The organism is Synechococcus sp. CBW1107, from assembly GCF_015841355.1.
GTDB lineage: Bacteria > Cyanobacteriota > Cyanobacteriia > PCC-6307 > Cyanobiaceae > Regnicoccus_A.
In genome coordinates this window covers 1,974,940-1,989,145 of record NZ_CP064908.1, presented here as the reverse complement: position 1 = coordinate 1,989,145, position 14,206 = coordinate 1,974,940, and the positions used below count along the sequence as shown (strand labels likewise).

11 protein-coding genes and 1 pseudogene are annotated in these 14,206 nt (G+C 68.8%); 5 read left to right on the top strand and 7 right to left on the bottom strand.

From position 1 onward, the window contains the following. Nucleotides 1–23 precede the first annotated feature (23 nt). The 3 genes from I1E95_RS10235 (at nucleotide 24) to I1E95_RS10225 (ending at nucleotide 1,950) form a co-directional block, all read left to right on the top strand. A complete protein-coding gene (locus tag I1E95_RS10235; RefSeq protein ID WP_231594982.1) occupies nucleotides 24–446 on the top strand; it encodes a diacylglycerol kinase family protein in 423 nt (140 codons plus the stop codon). A 23-nt stretch (nucleotides 447–469) separates the two neighbouring features. Beyond that, complete coding sequence (locus I1E95_RS10230) at nucleotides 470–1,102, top strand: aminodeoxychorismate/anthranilate synthase component II (RefSeq protein ID WP_197162006.1); 633 nt, start codon at nucleotides 470–472, stop codon at nucleotides 1,100–1,102. Nucleotides 1,103–1,167: 65 nt separating this feature from the next. Beyond that, complete coding sequence (locus I1E95_RS10225; RefSeq protein WP_197162004.1) at nucleotides 1,168–1,950, top strand: MBL fold metallo-hydrolase; 783 nt, start codon at nucleotides 1,168–1,170, stop codon at nucleotides 1,948–1,950. Here the strand turns inward: I1E95_RS10225 and I1E95_RS10220 are convergent. The 5 genes from I1E95_RS10220 to grrP form a co-directional block, all read right to left on the bottom strand. Further along, nucleotides 1,934–3,112 carry a histidinol-phosphate transaminase gene (locus I1E95_RS10220; RefSeq protein WP_231594560.1) on the bottom strand — a complete coding sequence of 393 codons (1,179 nt, stop codon included), beginning with the start codon at nucleotides 3,110–3,112 and terminating at the stop codon, nucleotides 1,934–1,936. The genes I1E95_RS10225 and I1E95_RS10220 overlap by 17 nt on opposite strands. After that, complete coding sequence (gene argS, locus I1E95_RS10215) at nucleotides 3,109–4,926, bottom strand: arginine--tRNA ligase (RefSeq protein ID WP_197162002.1); 1,818 nt, start codon at nucleotides 4,924–4,926, stop codon at nucleotides 3,109–3,111. The genes I1E95_RS10220 and argS overlap by 4 nt, the downstream gene beginning before the upstream one ends. Nucleotides 4,927–5,021: 95 nt before the next feature. Next, nucleotides 5,022–6,191, bottom strand: a complete 1,170-nt coding sequence (grrM, locus tag I1E95_RS10210) for a cyclophane-forming radical SAM/SPASM peptide maturase GrrM/OscB (RefSeq protein WP_231594559.1) — start codon at nucleotides 6,189–6,191, stop codon at nucleotides 5,022–5,024. After that, entirely contained in the window at nucleotides 6,188–6,598 is a 411-nt protein-coding gene (gene grrA, locus I1E95_RS10205; protein ID WP_197162000.1) for a GrrA/OscA1 family cyclophane-containing rSAM-modified RiPP, read from the bottom strand. The genes grrM and grrA overlap by 4 nt, the downstream gene beginning before the upstream one ends. Before the next feature lie 67 nt (nucleotides 6,599–6,665). Beyond that, nucleotides 6,666–7,610 (bottom strand): extracellular substrate binding-like orphan protein GrrP, encoded by a 945-nt coding sequence (grrP, locus tag I1E95_RS10200; RefSeq protein WP_231594558.1) that lies wholly within the window; start codon nucleotides 7,608–7,610, stop codon nucleotides 6,666–6,668. Nucleotides 7,611–7,944: 334 nt separating this feature from the next. Between grrP and ggpS the strand changes: the two are divergent. Both ggpS and I1E95_RS10190 read left to right on the top strand, forming a co-directional pair. Beyond that, nucleotides 7,945–9,423 (top strand): annotated as a pseudogene (ggpS, locus tag I1E95_RS10195) (glucosylglycerol-phosphate synthase). Between the two features lie 13 nt (nucleotides 9,424–9,436). Further along, nucleotides 9,437–11,098, top strand: a complete 1,662-nt coding sequence (locus tag I1E95_RS10190; RefSeq protein ID WP_197161998.1) for an alpha-amylase family protein — start codon at nucleotides 9,437–9,439, stop codon at nucleotides 11,096–11,098. On the opposite strand, the gene I1E95_RS10185 is transcribed toward I1E95_RS10190, so the two are convergent. Together I1E95_RS10185 and I1E95_RS10180 are read right to left on the bottom strand one after the other, a co-directional pair. Continuing rightward, nucleotides 11,044–12,624, bottom strand: a complete 1,581-nt coding sequence (locus I1E95_RS10185; protein ID WP_197161996.1) for a glycerol-3-phosphate dehydrogenase/oxidase — start codon at nucleotides 12,622–12,624, stop codon at nucleotides 11,044–11,046. The genes I1E95_RS10190 and I1E95_RS10185 overlap by 55 nt on opposite strands. Beyond that, nucleotides 12,621–14,162 carry a glycerol kinase GlpK gene (locus tag I1E95_RS10180; RefSeq protein WP_197161994.1) on the bottom strand — a complete coding sequence of 514 codons (1,542 nt, stop codon included), beginning with the start codon at nucleotides 14,160–14,162 and terminating at the stop codon, nucleotides 12,621–12,623. Before I1E95_RS10180 ends, I1E95_RS10185 begins: the two co-directional genes overlap by 4 nt. Between the last annotated feature and the right edge of the window lie 44 nt (nucleotides 14,163–14,206).

The window sequence follows — 14,206 nt, the reverse complement described above, 5'->3', positions numbered from 1 at the left end:
TTCCTCTTGCGCTGGCGGATCCCATGGCCAACGACTCCTCCCGCCGGGCTCGGGGCCAACGGACCGGGGCGTGGCGTGTGGCCAGCGATCTTCCGCTCAGCTTCCGCTATGCCGCTCAGGGGCTGGCCTATGGCTTCACCAGCCAGCGCAACTTCCGCATCCATGCGATCACCGGCGGCTGCGTCTTTGCCCTGGGACTGTGGCTGCAGCTGAGCACCGAACAGCTGGCACTGCTGGTGCTCACCGTGGCGGCTGTGCTGGTGCTGGAGCTGATCAACACAGCCATCGAGTCGGTGGTGGATCTGGCCATCGGCCGCCGGTTCCACCCCCTGGCCCGCATCGCCAAGGACTGCGCCGCGGCGGCCGTGCTGGTGGCCGCCGCGGCTTCCCTGCTGATCGCCGCGCTTCTGCTTCTGCCCCCCCTGCTGCTGCGCCTGGGCGTTTGAATGGAGTTCTGGCGGCTGGCCTGATGCTCCTGGTTCTCGACAACTACGACAGCTTCACCTTCAACCTGGTGCAGTACCTCGGCGAGCTGGCGGCGGAGCACCCGATCGCCGCCGACCTGCGGGTGGAGCGCAACGATGCCCTGAGCATCGATCAGATCACTGCCCTGCGGCCGGAGGCGATCCTGATCTCACCGGGCCCTGGCGACCCCGACCAGGCCGGGGTCTGCCTCGAGGTGATGCACAAGCTGGGACCGACTGTGCCGATCCTGGGGGTCTGCCTGGGTCACCAGTGCCTGGCCCAGGCGTTCGGTGGCCGTGTGGTGCGAGCCGCAGAGCTGATGCACGGCAAGACATCCCCGGTGCTGCATCGGGGCGCGGGGGTGTTCGCCGGCCTACCCAGCCCGCTCACGGCCACCCGGTACCACAGCCTGATCGCGGAGCGGGCCAGCCTGCCTGAGGAGCTGGAGATCAGCGCGTGGCTGGAGGACGGCACGATCATGGGCCTGCGCCACCGTCATTTTCCGATCGAAGGCGTCCAGTTCCATCCGGAGAGCGTGCTCACCCAGGACGGACACCGGCTGCTGGCCAACTTCCTGCGCCAGGCGGCCCAGCACCATCCCAGCGGCGCCAGACCGCTCACCGGAACCCCCTCCTGAAGGAGGCTGGGGCAACGCTGCTAGGTTCGCGCCACGAACGGCGCCTGCGGGGCGCACCAGCAGGCATGGCCTCCGCATCAGGGCACGCGCACGACGGCCCCTCCAGCATCGTCAGCCGGCCCCTTCGCCGCCAGACCACGCTGCTGAGCGCGGCACTGGTGGCCGGCATCAGCCTGGGTGTGCCCGCAGCCGGGCTGGCCGCCGGTGGCGTCACGGTCACCAGCTACGGCCACAGCGCCCTGCTGATCCAGGGCGGTGGTGCCACGGTGCTGGTGAACCCCTTCAAGGCCGTGGGTTGCGCCGCCGGCCTGAGCGAGCCGCGGGTGCGTGCCGATGTGATCCTGGCCAGCAGCCGGCTCCTGGATGAGGGCGCTCCGGTGGCCTCCGGCCGCATGCTGGTGAGCCCCGGTTCCTACCGGGTGGCGGGCCTGAAGCTGGAAGGAGCCGCCATCCCCCACGACCGCATCGGCGGCCGCCGCTTCGGTCAGGCCACCCTCTGGCGCTGGAAGCAGGGAGGTCTGGAGATCGCCCACCTGGGCGGAACGGCGGCGGCCCTCCGCCCCGAAGACCGGGTGCTGATCGGCAAGCCGGATGTGCTGATCATCGGCGTGGGCGGGGGCGCCAAGGTCTACGACGGCGCCGAGGCCGCCGCCGTGGTTCGCGCGCTCGAACCCCGGCGGGTGATTCCGGTGCAGTACGTGAGTGGCCGCAGCCCGGCCAGCTGCGACCAGGGCAGCATCGAGCCCTTCCTCGAAGCGATGAGCGGCACACCGGTGCAACGGGTGGGTCGGACGGTGAGCTTCAGTGCGCCCCTCAGCGATGGGCCCCAGATCAAGGTGATGCGCTGATCCGGCTCGTTTCGAGCGCCTGGTAGGCGTCCCAGAACCGCGCCATCTGCTCACGGGTGCCCAGACTCACCCGCAGGGAGCCATCGATCAAGGGCTTGCCGGCCATCGAGCGCACCAGGATTCCCGCCTGGCGCAGCTCAGCCTCCACCTCGGCGACCGGCCGAGCGGGCCAGAGCAGCAGGTAGTTGCCTCCGGCGGCGTGGTGGCGTACACCCGCGGCGCGCAACTGCTGCTGCAGCCAGCCGCGCGCCAGAAGCACCTCGGCCACGTAGCCATCCACATAGGCCTGATCCGCCAGGGCGGCGCGGGCGGCGGTGACGGCAAAGCTGTTGATGTCGTAGGGGCCGGTGACGCGGCTGATGCGGTCCACGAGAGCCGGCGCGCCGATCGCGAAGCCGATGCGCAGACCCGCCAGGCCGGCGGTCTTGGCCAGGGAGCGCAGCACCAGCAGGTTGGAATGGGCCGCGAAGGCATCGGCGGCCCCCCGGTTCAGCAGGGGCGGCAGCACGCTGTCGCCGGTGAAGGCCTCATAGAGCTCATCCACCACCACCAGCGTGCGCGGGGCTGCGGCCGCCAGCTCGAGAATGCCCTCAGGCGCCAGGCGGGTGCCGGTGGGGTTGTTGGGGTTGCAGAGCAGCAGGATCCGCGGCGGGTGCCAGTGGCCGCTGGGTTCGCCGGCATCACCTGGACCGAGCAGCGCCGCGCGGATCTCCTCGAGAGGAAAGCCGAACTCAGGCAGCCGGTAGGGCAGCGCCTCGATCGTCATGCCCTGCATGCGGGCGCAGGGGGTGTAGTAGCCGAAGGTGGGGCTGGTGGTGAGCAGGCGATCGCCCGGGGCGCCGTAGGCGTGGAACAGGGCATGGAGGGCGGCATCGACACCGTTGAACAGGCCGATGTGGGCCGGGCTCAGGCCCGTCCCACCCAGAGAGGCCACCACCGCTTCGCGCAGGCCGTCGTACTCGGGATAGATGGCGTAGTGGTCGGCGGGGATGGCACGGATCGCTTCCACCACTTTCGGGCTGGGGCCCACGGTGTTCTCGTTGAAGTCGAGCCGCAGCAGCCCGCGGCGGCCTTCCAGGGGTGCGCTGTAGGCCACCAGGGCCTCCACTTCCGGGCGTGCCAGAGGAACCGCTGTCGGCTCCGAGAACCGGGGATCGCTCACATCCGCTCCAGCGTCGGGATGCCCAGCAGGCCGAGTCCCAGCCTCAGCGTGTCGGCGGTGAGGCGGCAGAGGGCCAGACGAGATCCCCGGGCCGGTTCCTCGGCCTTGAGCACCGGCACCTGATCGTAGAAGCGGTTGAACACCTGGGAGAGCTCGAACAGGTAGGAGCAGAGCCGGTTGGGCAGCAGTTCCTCCTCCACCTCGGCGATCACCGTATCCAGCGCCAGCAGCTGGCGCGCCAGGGCCCATTCCTGGGGTTCGCTGAACACCAGAGGATCGGGGAAGGCCGCGGCCGCATCCCCTTCCCCGGCACCCACGCCCCCCTTGCGGGCGATGCCGGCGATCCGCACCAGGGCATAGAGCAGATAGGGGGCCGTATTGCCGGTCAGGGTCAGCATGCGATCGAAGCTGAACTGGTAGTTGGTGTTCCGGTTGGTGCTCAGGTCGGCGTACTTCACCGCCGCAAGACCCACGGTGGTGGCCACATGGGTGATGAACGCCTCCGATTCCTGACGCTCCTCCTCGGCGAGGCGGCGGCGCAGATCCGCCTCAGCGCGCTCCACCGCCTCATCCAGCAGGTCCTTGAGCCGAACCGTGTCGCCTGAGCGGGTCTTGAGTTTCTTGCCGTCCTCGCCCTGCACCAGGCCGAAGGGCACGTGCTCCAGCCGCCCTCCCTCGGGAACCCAGCCGGCACGGCGGGCCACCTGGAACACGGCGGCGAAGTGACTGGCCTGGCCGGCATCGGTCACGTAGATCAGCCGGCGGGCGCCATCTCCTTCGGGAGGCTCCGCAAAGCGATACCGCAAGGCCGCCAGATCGGTGGTGGCGTAGTTGAAGCCGCCGTCGCTCTTGCGCACGATCAGCGGCAGCGGCCGGCCGTCCTTGCCTTTCACACCGTCGAGGAACACGCACTGGGCGCCGGCATCGGTCACCAGCAGCCCACTGGCCGCCAGATCGGCCACCACCGCCTCCAGATAAGGGTTGTAGAACGACTCCCCCCGCTCGCTCAGAGCGATGTCGAGGCGGTCGTAGATCAGCTGGAATTCGCGCCGCGACTGCTCGCAGAGAAGCTCCCAGGCCCTGCGGCTCACGGGATCGCCGCTCTGCAGCTTCACCACCTCCTCACGGGACGTGGCCTGGAAGGCCTCATCGGCATCGAAGCGCGCCTTGGCCTGGCGGTAGAAGGCCACGAGATCACCCAGATCGACCGCATCGGCGGTGCTGAGGGCCTCGGGGGCCACCTGCTTGAGGTGGGTGATGAGCATGCCGAACTGGGTGCCCCAGTCGCCCACGTGGTTGAGGCGCAGCACCGGATGACCGCGGAACTCCAGCACCCGCGCCAGGGCATCGCCGATGATCGTGGAACGCAGATGCCCCACGTGCATCTCCTTGGCGATGTTGGGGCTGGAGAAGTCCACGATCACCGGGGCCAGCGGCCCTGCGGTGGTGGGCACACCCAGGCGGGGATCCACCAGACACTCCCGCAGCTCCGCTGCCAGCCGCTCGGGGCGCAGGCGCAGGTTGATGAAACCGGGCCCGGCGATCTGGGGTTCACAGCACAGCTGAGTGAAGGCCGGATCGGCCGTCAGTTGCTCCACGACCGCTGTGGCGATCGCCCGCGGCGGCAGGCCCAGCGGCTTGGCCAGGGGCAGGGCGCCGTTGGCCTGGAAATCGCCGAACTCGGGTTTGCTGGCCGGCGCCAGCTGGGGATCCAGGCACCGGCCGGCCGCCTCGGCCTCGGCGGCCGCCTGCGGGAACGCCCGCTCCATCGCCGACCGCAGATGGGTGTCAAGGGTCTGGGCGATGCGGAGCATGGGTGGCGGGTGCGGACGGAGCGCCGGAGCAAGGGGGAGATCCAGCTCCGATCATCCCTCCTGGGGGGGTGGGCGCCCCGGTCCATCCAGACCGCTCAGGCGCTCAATCCCAGCTCCTGCTCCATGCCGGTGAGCACCACATCGGCCACCAGCTGGATGCGGTAGCGGCAGGCCTGGGTGACGCTGCAGGCGAAGGTGCCGTGCTCCCAGTACTTGTTGCTGCCGGCACCACCGCCGCAAAGGCCGAAATAGGCGCAGTCGCGGCGGCAGAGGTCGACACCGGTCGCGATCTCGCGCCACACCCGCTGGAACTTCTCGGTGCCGAGGGCCGCTTCGAGGCTGCCCTGGAGCACGTTGCCGAAGGTGAAATCGCCGTAGTCGGCCGTGGCCACCGCCAGCAGTTCCGGGTCGAAGCTGGAGAAATTGCCCTTGGCGTCCACGTTCACGATCGCGAATGGAGTGTTCATGTCGGTGCTCTCCATCCGGGCCTCACCACAGGCCAGGCTGGTGATGCCATCGAATTCACGCAGGCGCAGCCGACCGGGCTCGGAGCGGATCCGCTGCCAGAAGCGCTCCAGGAAGGCGGCGTAGCGGCGTTCCCCATCGGGACGCTCGAGGGTGGAGCGCAGGTTCTCTCCTTCGGTTTCCTCCATGTTGAAGCCCACGTCGGTGATGCCGGCGCCGCTGAAGAAGTCGTAGAGGGCATCGGCCTGATCGAGGGCATCGGCGGTGAGCACGCAGATCACCTGGAACGGAATGCCGCGGCGCTGCAGGGCGGCGATGCCGCGCATCACGGCCGCATGGGTGGGAAGACCGGTGCGGGTGCAGCGGTGGGCGTCGTGCAGAAAAGCCGGCCCATCCATGCTCACGCCCACATGGATGCCGTTGCGCTCGAAGCAGTCGCACCAGGCGTCGTCGATCACCACGGCGTTGGTCTGAAGCGACTGCACGATCGTCTCGGGCGGCAGTCCATGGCGCTTCAGGGCCTGGCGGATGCGCTCCGAGGCCGCGTCGTAGAACGCGACCGGCATGGTGAGCGGCTCCCCCGCATGCCAGAGCAGGGTGAACCCGCCATCGAGGAATGGACTCTCGAGCACCCGCTCCAGGGCCGCGTCCAGGATCTCCAGCGGCAGCCGGCTGCGGTCATCCCGGCTGGGCAGGTAGCAGTAGTCGCAGTCGAGGTTGCAGAACGGGGTGGGCTGCACCACCAGCAGGCGCAGCGGGCCGGCCTGGAGCTGGGGCGGCAGCTGGGCGGATGCGCTCACCAGTAGTTGCGCCAGCCACCATTGCGGAAACCGCCGTTGCGGAACCCACCGTTGCGGAACCCACCGTTGTAGAAGCCGCCATTGCGGAAGCCCCCGTTGTAGAAGCCGCCGTTGCGGAAGCCGCCATTGCCCCAGCCGACCCCGACATTGGGACCGTTGACGAACACCCGCGCCAGCCGGCCGTCAGACCCGGCCGCCTCCACGCCGGCCTCAGCGTCGTCGTGCTCCCGGACAGCGGCGGCAATGCGTCGCAGGCGTGCCTCGATGGCATCGCCCTGGCGGGGCTGCTCACCGGCTGAGGGAGCTGAGCCTGAGGCCGCAAGGGCCCGGGCCACCCCTGGATCCAGAGGCAGGGAGGCCGCCAGCAACAGAATGCCGAAGAGCCGGGAGCGGGTGAAGAAGGCCATCGGAGCAGGGTGGAAGCGGGGGAGGGGCAGAAGACAACGACGCCCCGGGGGGGGTCGCCTCAGGACATCAGGGAGCCGTGGGCCTGACGGGGGCCGAACCCGCCTGGGCCGGCAGCGGGCGCAGGGCCTCCACCCCCAGCAGCACCGTTTCGAAATAGGTGCGGATCTGATCCGGGGTGCGGTTGAGCGCACTGCCGGGTCCCACCCAGCGATCGACGGAGCCCACGGCCTCGGGCTGACCATCGAGGTAGCCCTGCAGCAGCCGTGCGATCGCCAGATTCACCAGATTGCGGAAGCCGGAATCGTTCTCAGGGACCAGACAGGCCACGGCATAGCGCTCGTAGGGCTCAGAGGGGATCAGTGCCAGCGCGGCACCCTTGTCGCCGGCAGTCAGACCGGCCAGGAGTGAACTGTCACCGATCACCCCCTCCACAGACCCGGCCTTCAGCGCCGCCACGGCCTCGGCCAGACTGGCGAACCCCACGGGCCGGGCGGTCGGCTGGATGCCCCTGAGCTCTGTTTCCGCCAGAGACTTGGCGACGACACCGATGCGCCTCCCGGCCAGCGACTGGGGCGATCCATCCAGCCGACCAGCGGGCGCCAGCAGCCTCAGACCGGAGAGCGCGAAGGGCAGGGAATAATCGAGGGTGATGTCCCGCTCCCACGTGAACGGCACGCCACAGGCGAGATCGGCCTGGCCGCCCACCAGACGCTGGCCCAGAACGGCAGGGTCGGCCACGGCCTCGACGCGGAGCCGCACGGGGCGGCCCACGGCCACGGCCAGCTCAGCCGCGATGCGGTTGCCCACCTCCATCGCGTAGCCCACCGGTTGCCCCTGGGCAGTGAAGGAGAGCAGGGGTGCCTGATCAGGCAGCCCGACCATCACCAGCTCCCCGCTGCGGGCAACCCGGTCGACGACCCCCTCCGCGCGAGCGGATGCCGCCGGCAGAAGGCCCGCGAGCAGGGCCAGGCCAGTCGGCACCATCCAGCGACCCACGCGGGATCGGGACAACGGCAGAACCAGCTGAAGGGGAAAGAGACGTCGCGGCACGGGAGGTCGCCAGGCAGACCATCCACAATCTGTACACGACCGGCGGATTTCGCCAGCTTCAGCGGCGCCGGAGTTCAGATTTGTGACAGTGCCGCAGGCCCGTCGCGCTCGTGATAGCAAAGCGATCTCGGCTCAGGGAGTATAGAATGGCATCAAACGAGAGAGTGAAGAAGCTTTGGTGCAAAAACTACAACAAAAGCAGAACGAGATTCAGATGTCATCCCTGAATGATTCTGCCGCCACCTCCAGCAGCCCCGACAAGACCACCGCCGATCAACTCAACCCCTCTGGCGCCATGCCAAGCGGCGACAGCAATTTTGTCCTCGTCTACCACCGATCGCCCTATGAAGAAACCTTCGACAGCGAAGGAAATCGCCAGTGGGTTGACCAGAAAAGCCCCAACGGCATCATCCCGACTCTTCGCAGTCTCTTTCTGGAGGAACGCTCAGGCACCTGGATCTCCTGGCGCCAGGATGCCACTTGCGCCGCCAATGCCGACGAGCGGCTGGAGCTCACTTCGCCCAGTCCTTTCACCCTCAGGCGACTTCCCTTAACACCAGAGCAGATCTCCAGTTTTTATCACGTCACCTCCAAAGAATCATTCTGGCCAATCCTGCACAGCTTCCCCGGATTGTTCAGCGTCGACAATTCCGACTGGGCCACCTTCGAGGAGGTCAACCGCTCATTTGCCCGTGCCGCCTGCGAGGAAGCAGCCCCTGGCGCCACCATCTGGATTCACGATTACAACCTCTGGCTCACTCCAGCCCTGATCCGCGAGCAGCGCCCGGACGTCCGGATCGCGTTCTTCCACCACACTCCCTTCCCCTCCAGCGACGTCTTCAGCATCCTGCCCTGGCGTGACGAGATTCTCGACAGCCTGCTCAGCTGCGACCTCGTCGGCTTTCACATCCCGTCCTACGCCAACAACTTCACACGCAGCGCCATCAACCTGCGCGGAGTCCAAGGGGCTGACCCTGTTCCCGTGGCCAAGAAATTCCGCCGCTATGGCAGTGCTCTCTCGGAACCCACCGTGGTGCCCTGGATCGATCACAACGGCCGCCGTGTCCACATCCAGGCCTCCCCTGTAGGCACCTCCCCTGAGCTGATCCGTGACCTGGTGGTCACACCGGCTGTGAAGGCCATGGCCAGCACGATCGCCGAACAGCACAAGGGCCGGAAACTGATCCTCTCAGCCTCCAGGGTCGACTACACCAAAGGGAACGAGGAAATGCTGCTGGCCTAAGAGCGGCTGCTGGAGCAGCAGCCGCGCTGGCATGGCGGCGTCGAGCTGTTTCTGGGTTGTGTGGCGGCCGCCAGTGGCATGCGCATCTACGAAGACATCCAGCGTTCGGTGGAGGAGATCGTGGGCCGCATCAACGGCCGCTTCGGACGCATCGACTGGACTCCCGTTCGCCTCTCCACCCGCCGAACGTCCTACGAGGAACTGATGGGCTGGTTCAGCCAGGCCGACGTCTGCTGGATCACTCCGCTGCGGGACGGCCTCAACCTGGTGGCCAAGGAATACGTGGCGGCACGCCAGGGGCTGGGGGGTGTGCTGGTGCTCTCGGAATTCACCGGTGCCTCGGTCGAGCTGGAGGATGCGGTGCTCACCAATCCCTACTCGCACCGCAGCATGGACCGGGCCATCAGCGACGCCCTCGACATGCCCCCGGAGGAGCAGGTGCGGCGGATGGCCTCGATGACTCAGGCCGTGGATGAATTCACGGTTCAGCACTGGGCCGAGCAGCAGCTGGGTGCCCTCAGGTCCCTCTAAGGCGCGGCCCTCGATGTCGACCGACAAGGACCATTGGTGGAACGGCTGCGTGATCTACCAGCTGATGCCGCGTTCCTTTGCCGATGCCAATGGCGATGGGATCGGGGACATCGACGGGATCACCAGCAAGCTCCCTTACCTCCAGTGGCTGGGGGTGGATGCGATCTGGCTGACGCCGATCTATCCCTCACCGCTGAGGGACGGCGGCTACGACATCACCGATTTCACGGCGATTCATCCCGATCTCGGTACCCTCGACGATCTCGCCAGGCTGCTCGATCAGGCCCATGGGCACGGCATCCGGGTGCTGCTCGATCTGGTGCTCAACCACACGAGCGTGCTGCATCCCTGGTTTCAGCGGGCCCGCTGGTCGCCAGCCGGCAGCAGCGAGAGGGAGTTCTACGTGTGGCGCGACGACGACTGCGGCTACCCGGAGGCCCAGGTGCTGTTCCGCCACTTCGAATCCTCCAACTGGCAGTGGGATTCAGTGGCCGGTCAGTATTACCTGCACCGATTCCTGCATCACCAGCCCGACCTGAACTACGACAACCCCGCCGTTGCCGAGGCGATGCTGGAGGTGGTGGACTTCTGGGTGGAGCGCGGCGTCGATGGCTTCCGCCTCGATGCGGTGCCCTTCCTGCATGAGCGCGAAGGCACCCGCTGCGAAGGACTGCCCGAAACCCATGCCTTCCTGAAGCGCCTGCGCGCCCGTGTGGACAAGTCCGGGCGCGACCTGCTGCTGATCGCCGAAGCCATCCAGCCGGTGAAGGAGTCGGCGCCCTACCTGGCGGAAGACGAACTGCATGCCGCCTTCGATTTCGCCCTCACGGCCCAGCTCTTTGCCGCCGTGGCCCAGGGACGCTGCGACAAGCTCCGCGATTGCCTGCAGCACGCCCAGGAGATGGTCCCCGGCTGCCGCTGGGCGCTGCCGCTGCGCAACCACGACGAACTCTGGCTCGGGGATGGCCACCTGGTGGAGGACGAGGTGGTGCAGGCCGTGATGACCGGCTTCCCCGAGGCCAGGGAGCACTGGCTGAACTGGGGCATCAACCGGCGCCTGGCCCCCCTGCTCAACGGCGACCCGCGGCCGAACACGCTGCTGCACGGATTGCTCTACAGCCTGCCAGGCCTGCCCTGCCTCTATTACGGCGACGAACTCGGGATGGGCGACTGGCCGGGCCTGCGGGACCGGGATGCCAACCGCACGCCGATGGCCTGGACGAGTGAACGCAACGGCGGCTTTTCCACGGCCCCGGACCCCCTGCTGGTCCTGCCGCCGATCACCTCCCCCGGCTACGACTACCGGGTGGTGAATGTGGAGGTGCAGCGGCAACTGTCCGGCTCCCTGCTCAACTGGCACCACCGGATGCTCACCAGCAGGCGGCAGCTGCCGGCCCTGCGCCACGGCAGTTTCGAGTTGCTGGAGAGCGCGCACCCCAGCGTGCTCTGTTACGCCCGCCACAGCGATGGAATGACCGTGGTGGTAGCGGCGAATCTGGCGGCAACCGGTGCCTCGAGCTGCCTCGACCTGGGCCAGTGGCAGGGGAGCCGTATGCGCGACACCCTCTGGGGTTGTGAGTTTCCCCCCGCCAGCGACGCCTGGTTCGTGTACCTGCCGGCCTACGGATTCTTCTGGTGGCTGGTGGGCGAGGACTCGAGCGACGCCAGCTCCTGATCCAGCAGAGCCTGCACCTGAGGCCGCAGTCTCTCGGCCTCGGTGCTGTCCACGAAAGCCAGCCGGCATCGCCGGGCCAGCAGATCATCCGCCGTCCGGGCCCACTCGTGGCGCACGCCATGGCGCACCTCGGCAGCCGTGAGCGGGATCACCGCGCTGAGGGGTTCGAGCTCGGACGGGCTGGCCGCACAGGCCAGCACCGCCTCCGCTCCCAGGCCGTGGGCTGCCAGCAGGTGGTCCAGCAGGGCGTGGTCGCCGCAGGCCAGGCGCTGGGACAGGTCCAGGCGCAGACGGTCAAGCCCGGCGACGGTGGCCGCGCCAGTGGCGGCCGCGCCGTGGATCGGTACAGCTGCGGCTTCGGCGGATGGAGCGGGCAGGGGACGACCCAGCAACTGCGCCACGGCCTGGAGTCCATCGAAGGCCATCGGCCGGCAGGTGGTCCACTTGCCTCCCATCACGCTGATCAGACCGCAGGGGAGCGTTTCCACCTGGTGCTCACGCACCACCGTGGCGGTCCCGGCGATGGCCGAGTCGCCATTCCCCAGCAGCAAGGGGCGGCCCCCGGCCCAGCGGCTGCTCACCACCGGCTCCCCGTGGCCCGGGAACCAGCGACGCACATGGTCCAGCAGGTAGGCCTCCTCCGCCTCACTGGGTCGCTCCGCCTCGGCTGAACCACAGGGGGTGTCCGTGGTTCCCACCAGGGTGCGGCCGTGAAACGGGAGCACGAACAGCACCCGGCCGTCGTCGGTGGAGGGGATCAGCAACCCCGTCCCCCCGGGACAGAGAGCGTCGGCCAGCACCAGATGCACGCCGCGGCTCACCTGCAGGGAGGGCGGAAGGTCGTGCTGGGCCAGCTGCCGGATCCGATCGGCACCGATTCCCGTGGCATTGAGCACCACCCGGGCCTCGAGCCGGCTCCGCTGGCCCGTGGCTCTGTGGTGCAGCACGGCGCCGCTGAGCCGGTCGCCCTGACGCAGCAGCTCCACCACCTCGGTTCGCGTGAACACCTCGGCCCCCAGGCGGGCGGCGGTGCGCACGATCAGCAGGTTGAGACGCGCGTCATCGAACTGGCCGTCGCCGTAGGCCACTCCGAGCTGGCCTGCCTTCAGCTCAGGCAGCAGCTGTTGCACCGCCTCACGGCAGAGCCAGCGGCTGGAGCCGATGCCGCGCCGTCCCGCCAGCCGGTCGTACACCGCCAGGCCGAGGCCGTAATAAGCCTGCTGCAGCAGTCCTTCACTGGGCAGCAGCAACTCCAGCCGCCGAGCCAGGAAGGGCACCGCCTCCAGCCAGTGGCCCCGCTCAGCCAGGGCCTCGCGCACCAGCTGCAGCTGCCGCCAGTCGAGGCGGCGGAAGGCCAGCTCCAGGTAGCGGACCCCTCCGTGCAGCAACTTGGTGCTGCGGCTGCTGGTGCCGCCGGCGATGTCGCCGGCTTCGACCAGGGCCACACTCAGGCCCCGCCGTGCCGCCTCCAGAGCCAGGGTGGCCCCGGTGGCACCGGCGCCGATCACGAGCAGGTCCACGCTCATCGCTCTGATTCGGCTGCGCCCACACTGGCGGGCTGTGAATGCCAGTGCAGGCTGCGCTCCACCGCCGAGTGCCAGCGGGCCCGCCAGCGCTGCCGCGACGGCCCGTCGATCCGAGGCGAGAACCGCTGGGGTTCCGGCTCATCAGCCCGCCGCGACCAACTGGCGAGATCGGGCAGCACACCCGCCTGAACACCCGCCAGCAGGGCCACCCCACGGCTGGTGCTCTCCAGATCGGCTCGGCGCAGAACCGGCAACCCCGTGGCATCAGCCTGAGCCTGCAGCAGGAGGTCCGCCGCCGCAGCGCCTCCATCGGCAGCAAGCTCCAGCAGGGGCTGGCCGCGGGCCTCCTCCGCCAGCTCCACCAGGGTGGCCACCGCCAGGGCGATCCCCTCCAGGGCTGCCCTGGCGATCTGGGCCGGCCCGCTGTCGCGCGTGAGACCGATCAGCAGCCCCCGGGCCGTGGGGTCCCAGTGGGGCGTTCCCCAGCCGGTGAAGGCGGGAACCAGCATCACGCCCCCACTGCTGAGGCAGCGCTCCGCCAGATCGTTCACCTGGTCGGAACGCTCGATCAGACCGAGGCCATCGCGCAGCCACTGGATTGCGGTGCCGGCGTTGAAGAGACTGCCCTCCAGGCAGTAGGTGGTCCGGCCGGCGGCATCGCTCCAGCCCACCGTGCTCAGCAGGCCCGCGCTGGAGCGATGGATCGTGGCCCCCGTGTTGATCACCAGGAAGGCGCCGGTGCCGTAGGTGCACTTGCCCTCGCCGGCGGCCAGGCAGCCCTGCCCGAGGGTGGCCGCCTGCTGGTCGCCCAGCATGGCGGTGATCGGCACCCCCGCGAACGGCAAGCCGGGCGCGATGGTGCCGAAGAGGGCGGAACTGGGCAGCAGCTCCGGCAAGGCCGATGGGGGGACCCCAAGGGCCGCGCACAGCTCGGGATCCCAGCGCAGCTGCTCCAGATCCATCAGCAGGGTGCGGCTGGCGTTGCTGTAGTCGGTGGCGTGGCGCCCTCCGGTGCTGAGGTTCTGCAACAGCCAGCTGTCGACGGTGCCGAAGCAGAGCTGGCCCGCGGCGGCGGCGGCGGCGGCGGCGGGCCTCTCCCGCAGCAGCCAGACGATTTTGCTGGCACTGAAGTAAGGATCCACCAGCAGGCCGGTGCGGGCCTGGATCAGAGGCTCCAGCCCGCCCTGTTTCCATTCGGCACAGAGGGCCGCCGTGCGGCCGTCCTGCCAGACGATCACGGGAGCCAGCGGTTCCCCGCTCCCGCGCCGCCAGAGCACCGTGGTTTCGCGCTGGTTGGCGATGCCGCAGGCGGCCACAGCTCGGCGTTGTTCAGGGCTCAGGGCCTGCTCCAGCTCACGCAGGGCCTGCAGCTGGCTGAGCCAGATGGCCCCTGCCGACTGCTCCACCCAGCCATCGGCCGGATAGCGGCTCTCGAGGGGCACCGAGCGGCTCAGCAGGCGGCGGCCTTTCACGTCGTGGACGGCGGCGCGGGAGCTGGTGGTGCCCTGATCGATGCTCAACAACAGGGGGGAGAGCATGAAGCAGCCGCTTTTGCTTGTGCTAGCGCTGGTTGAGGCACGCC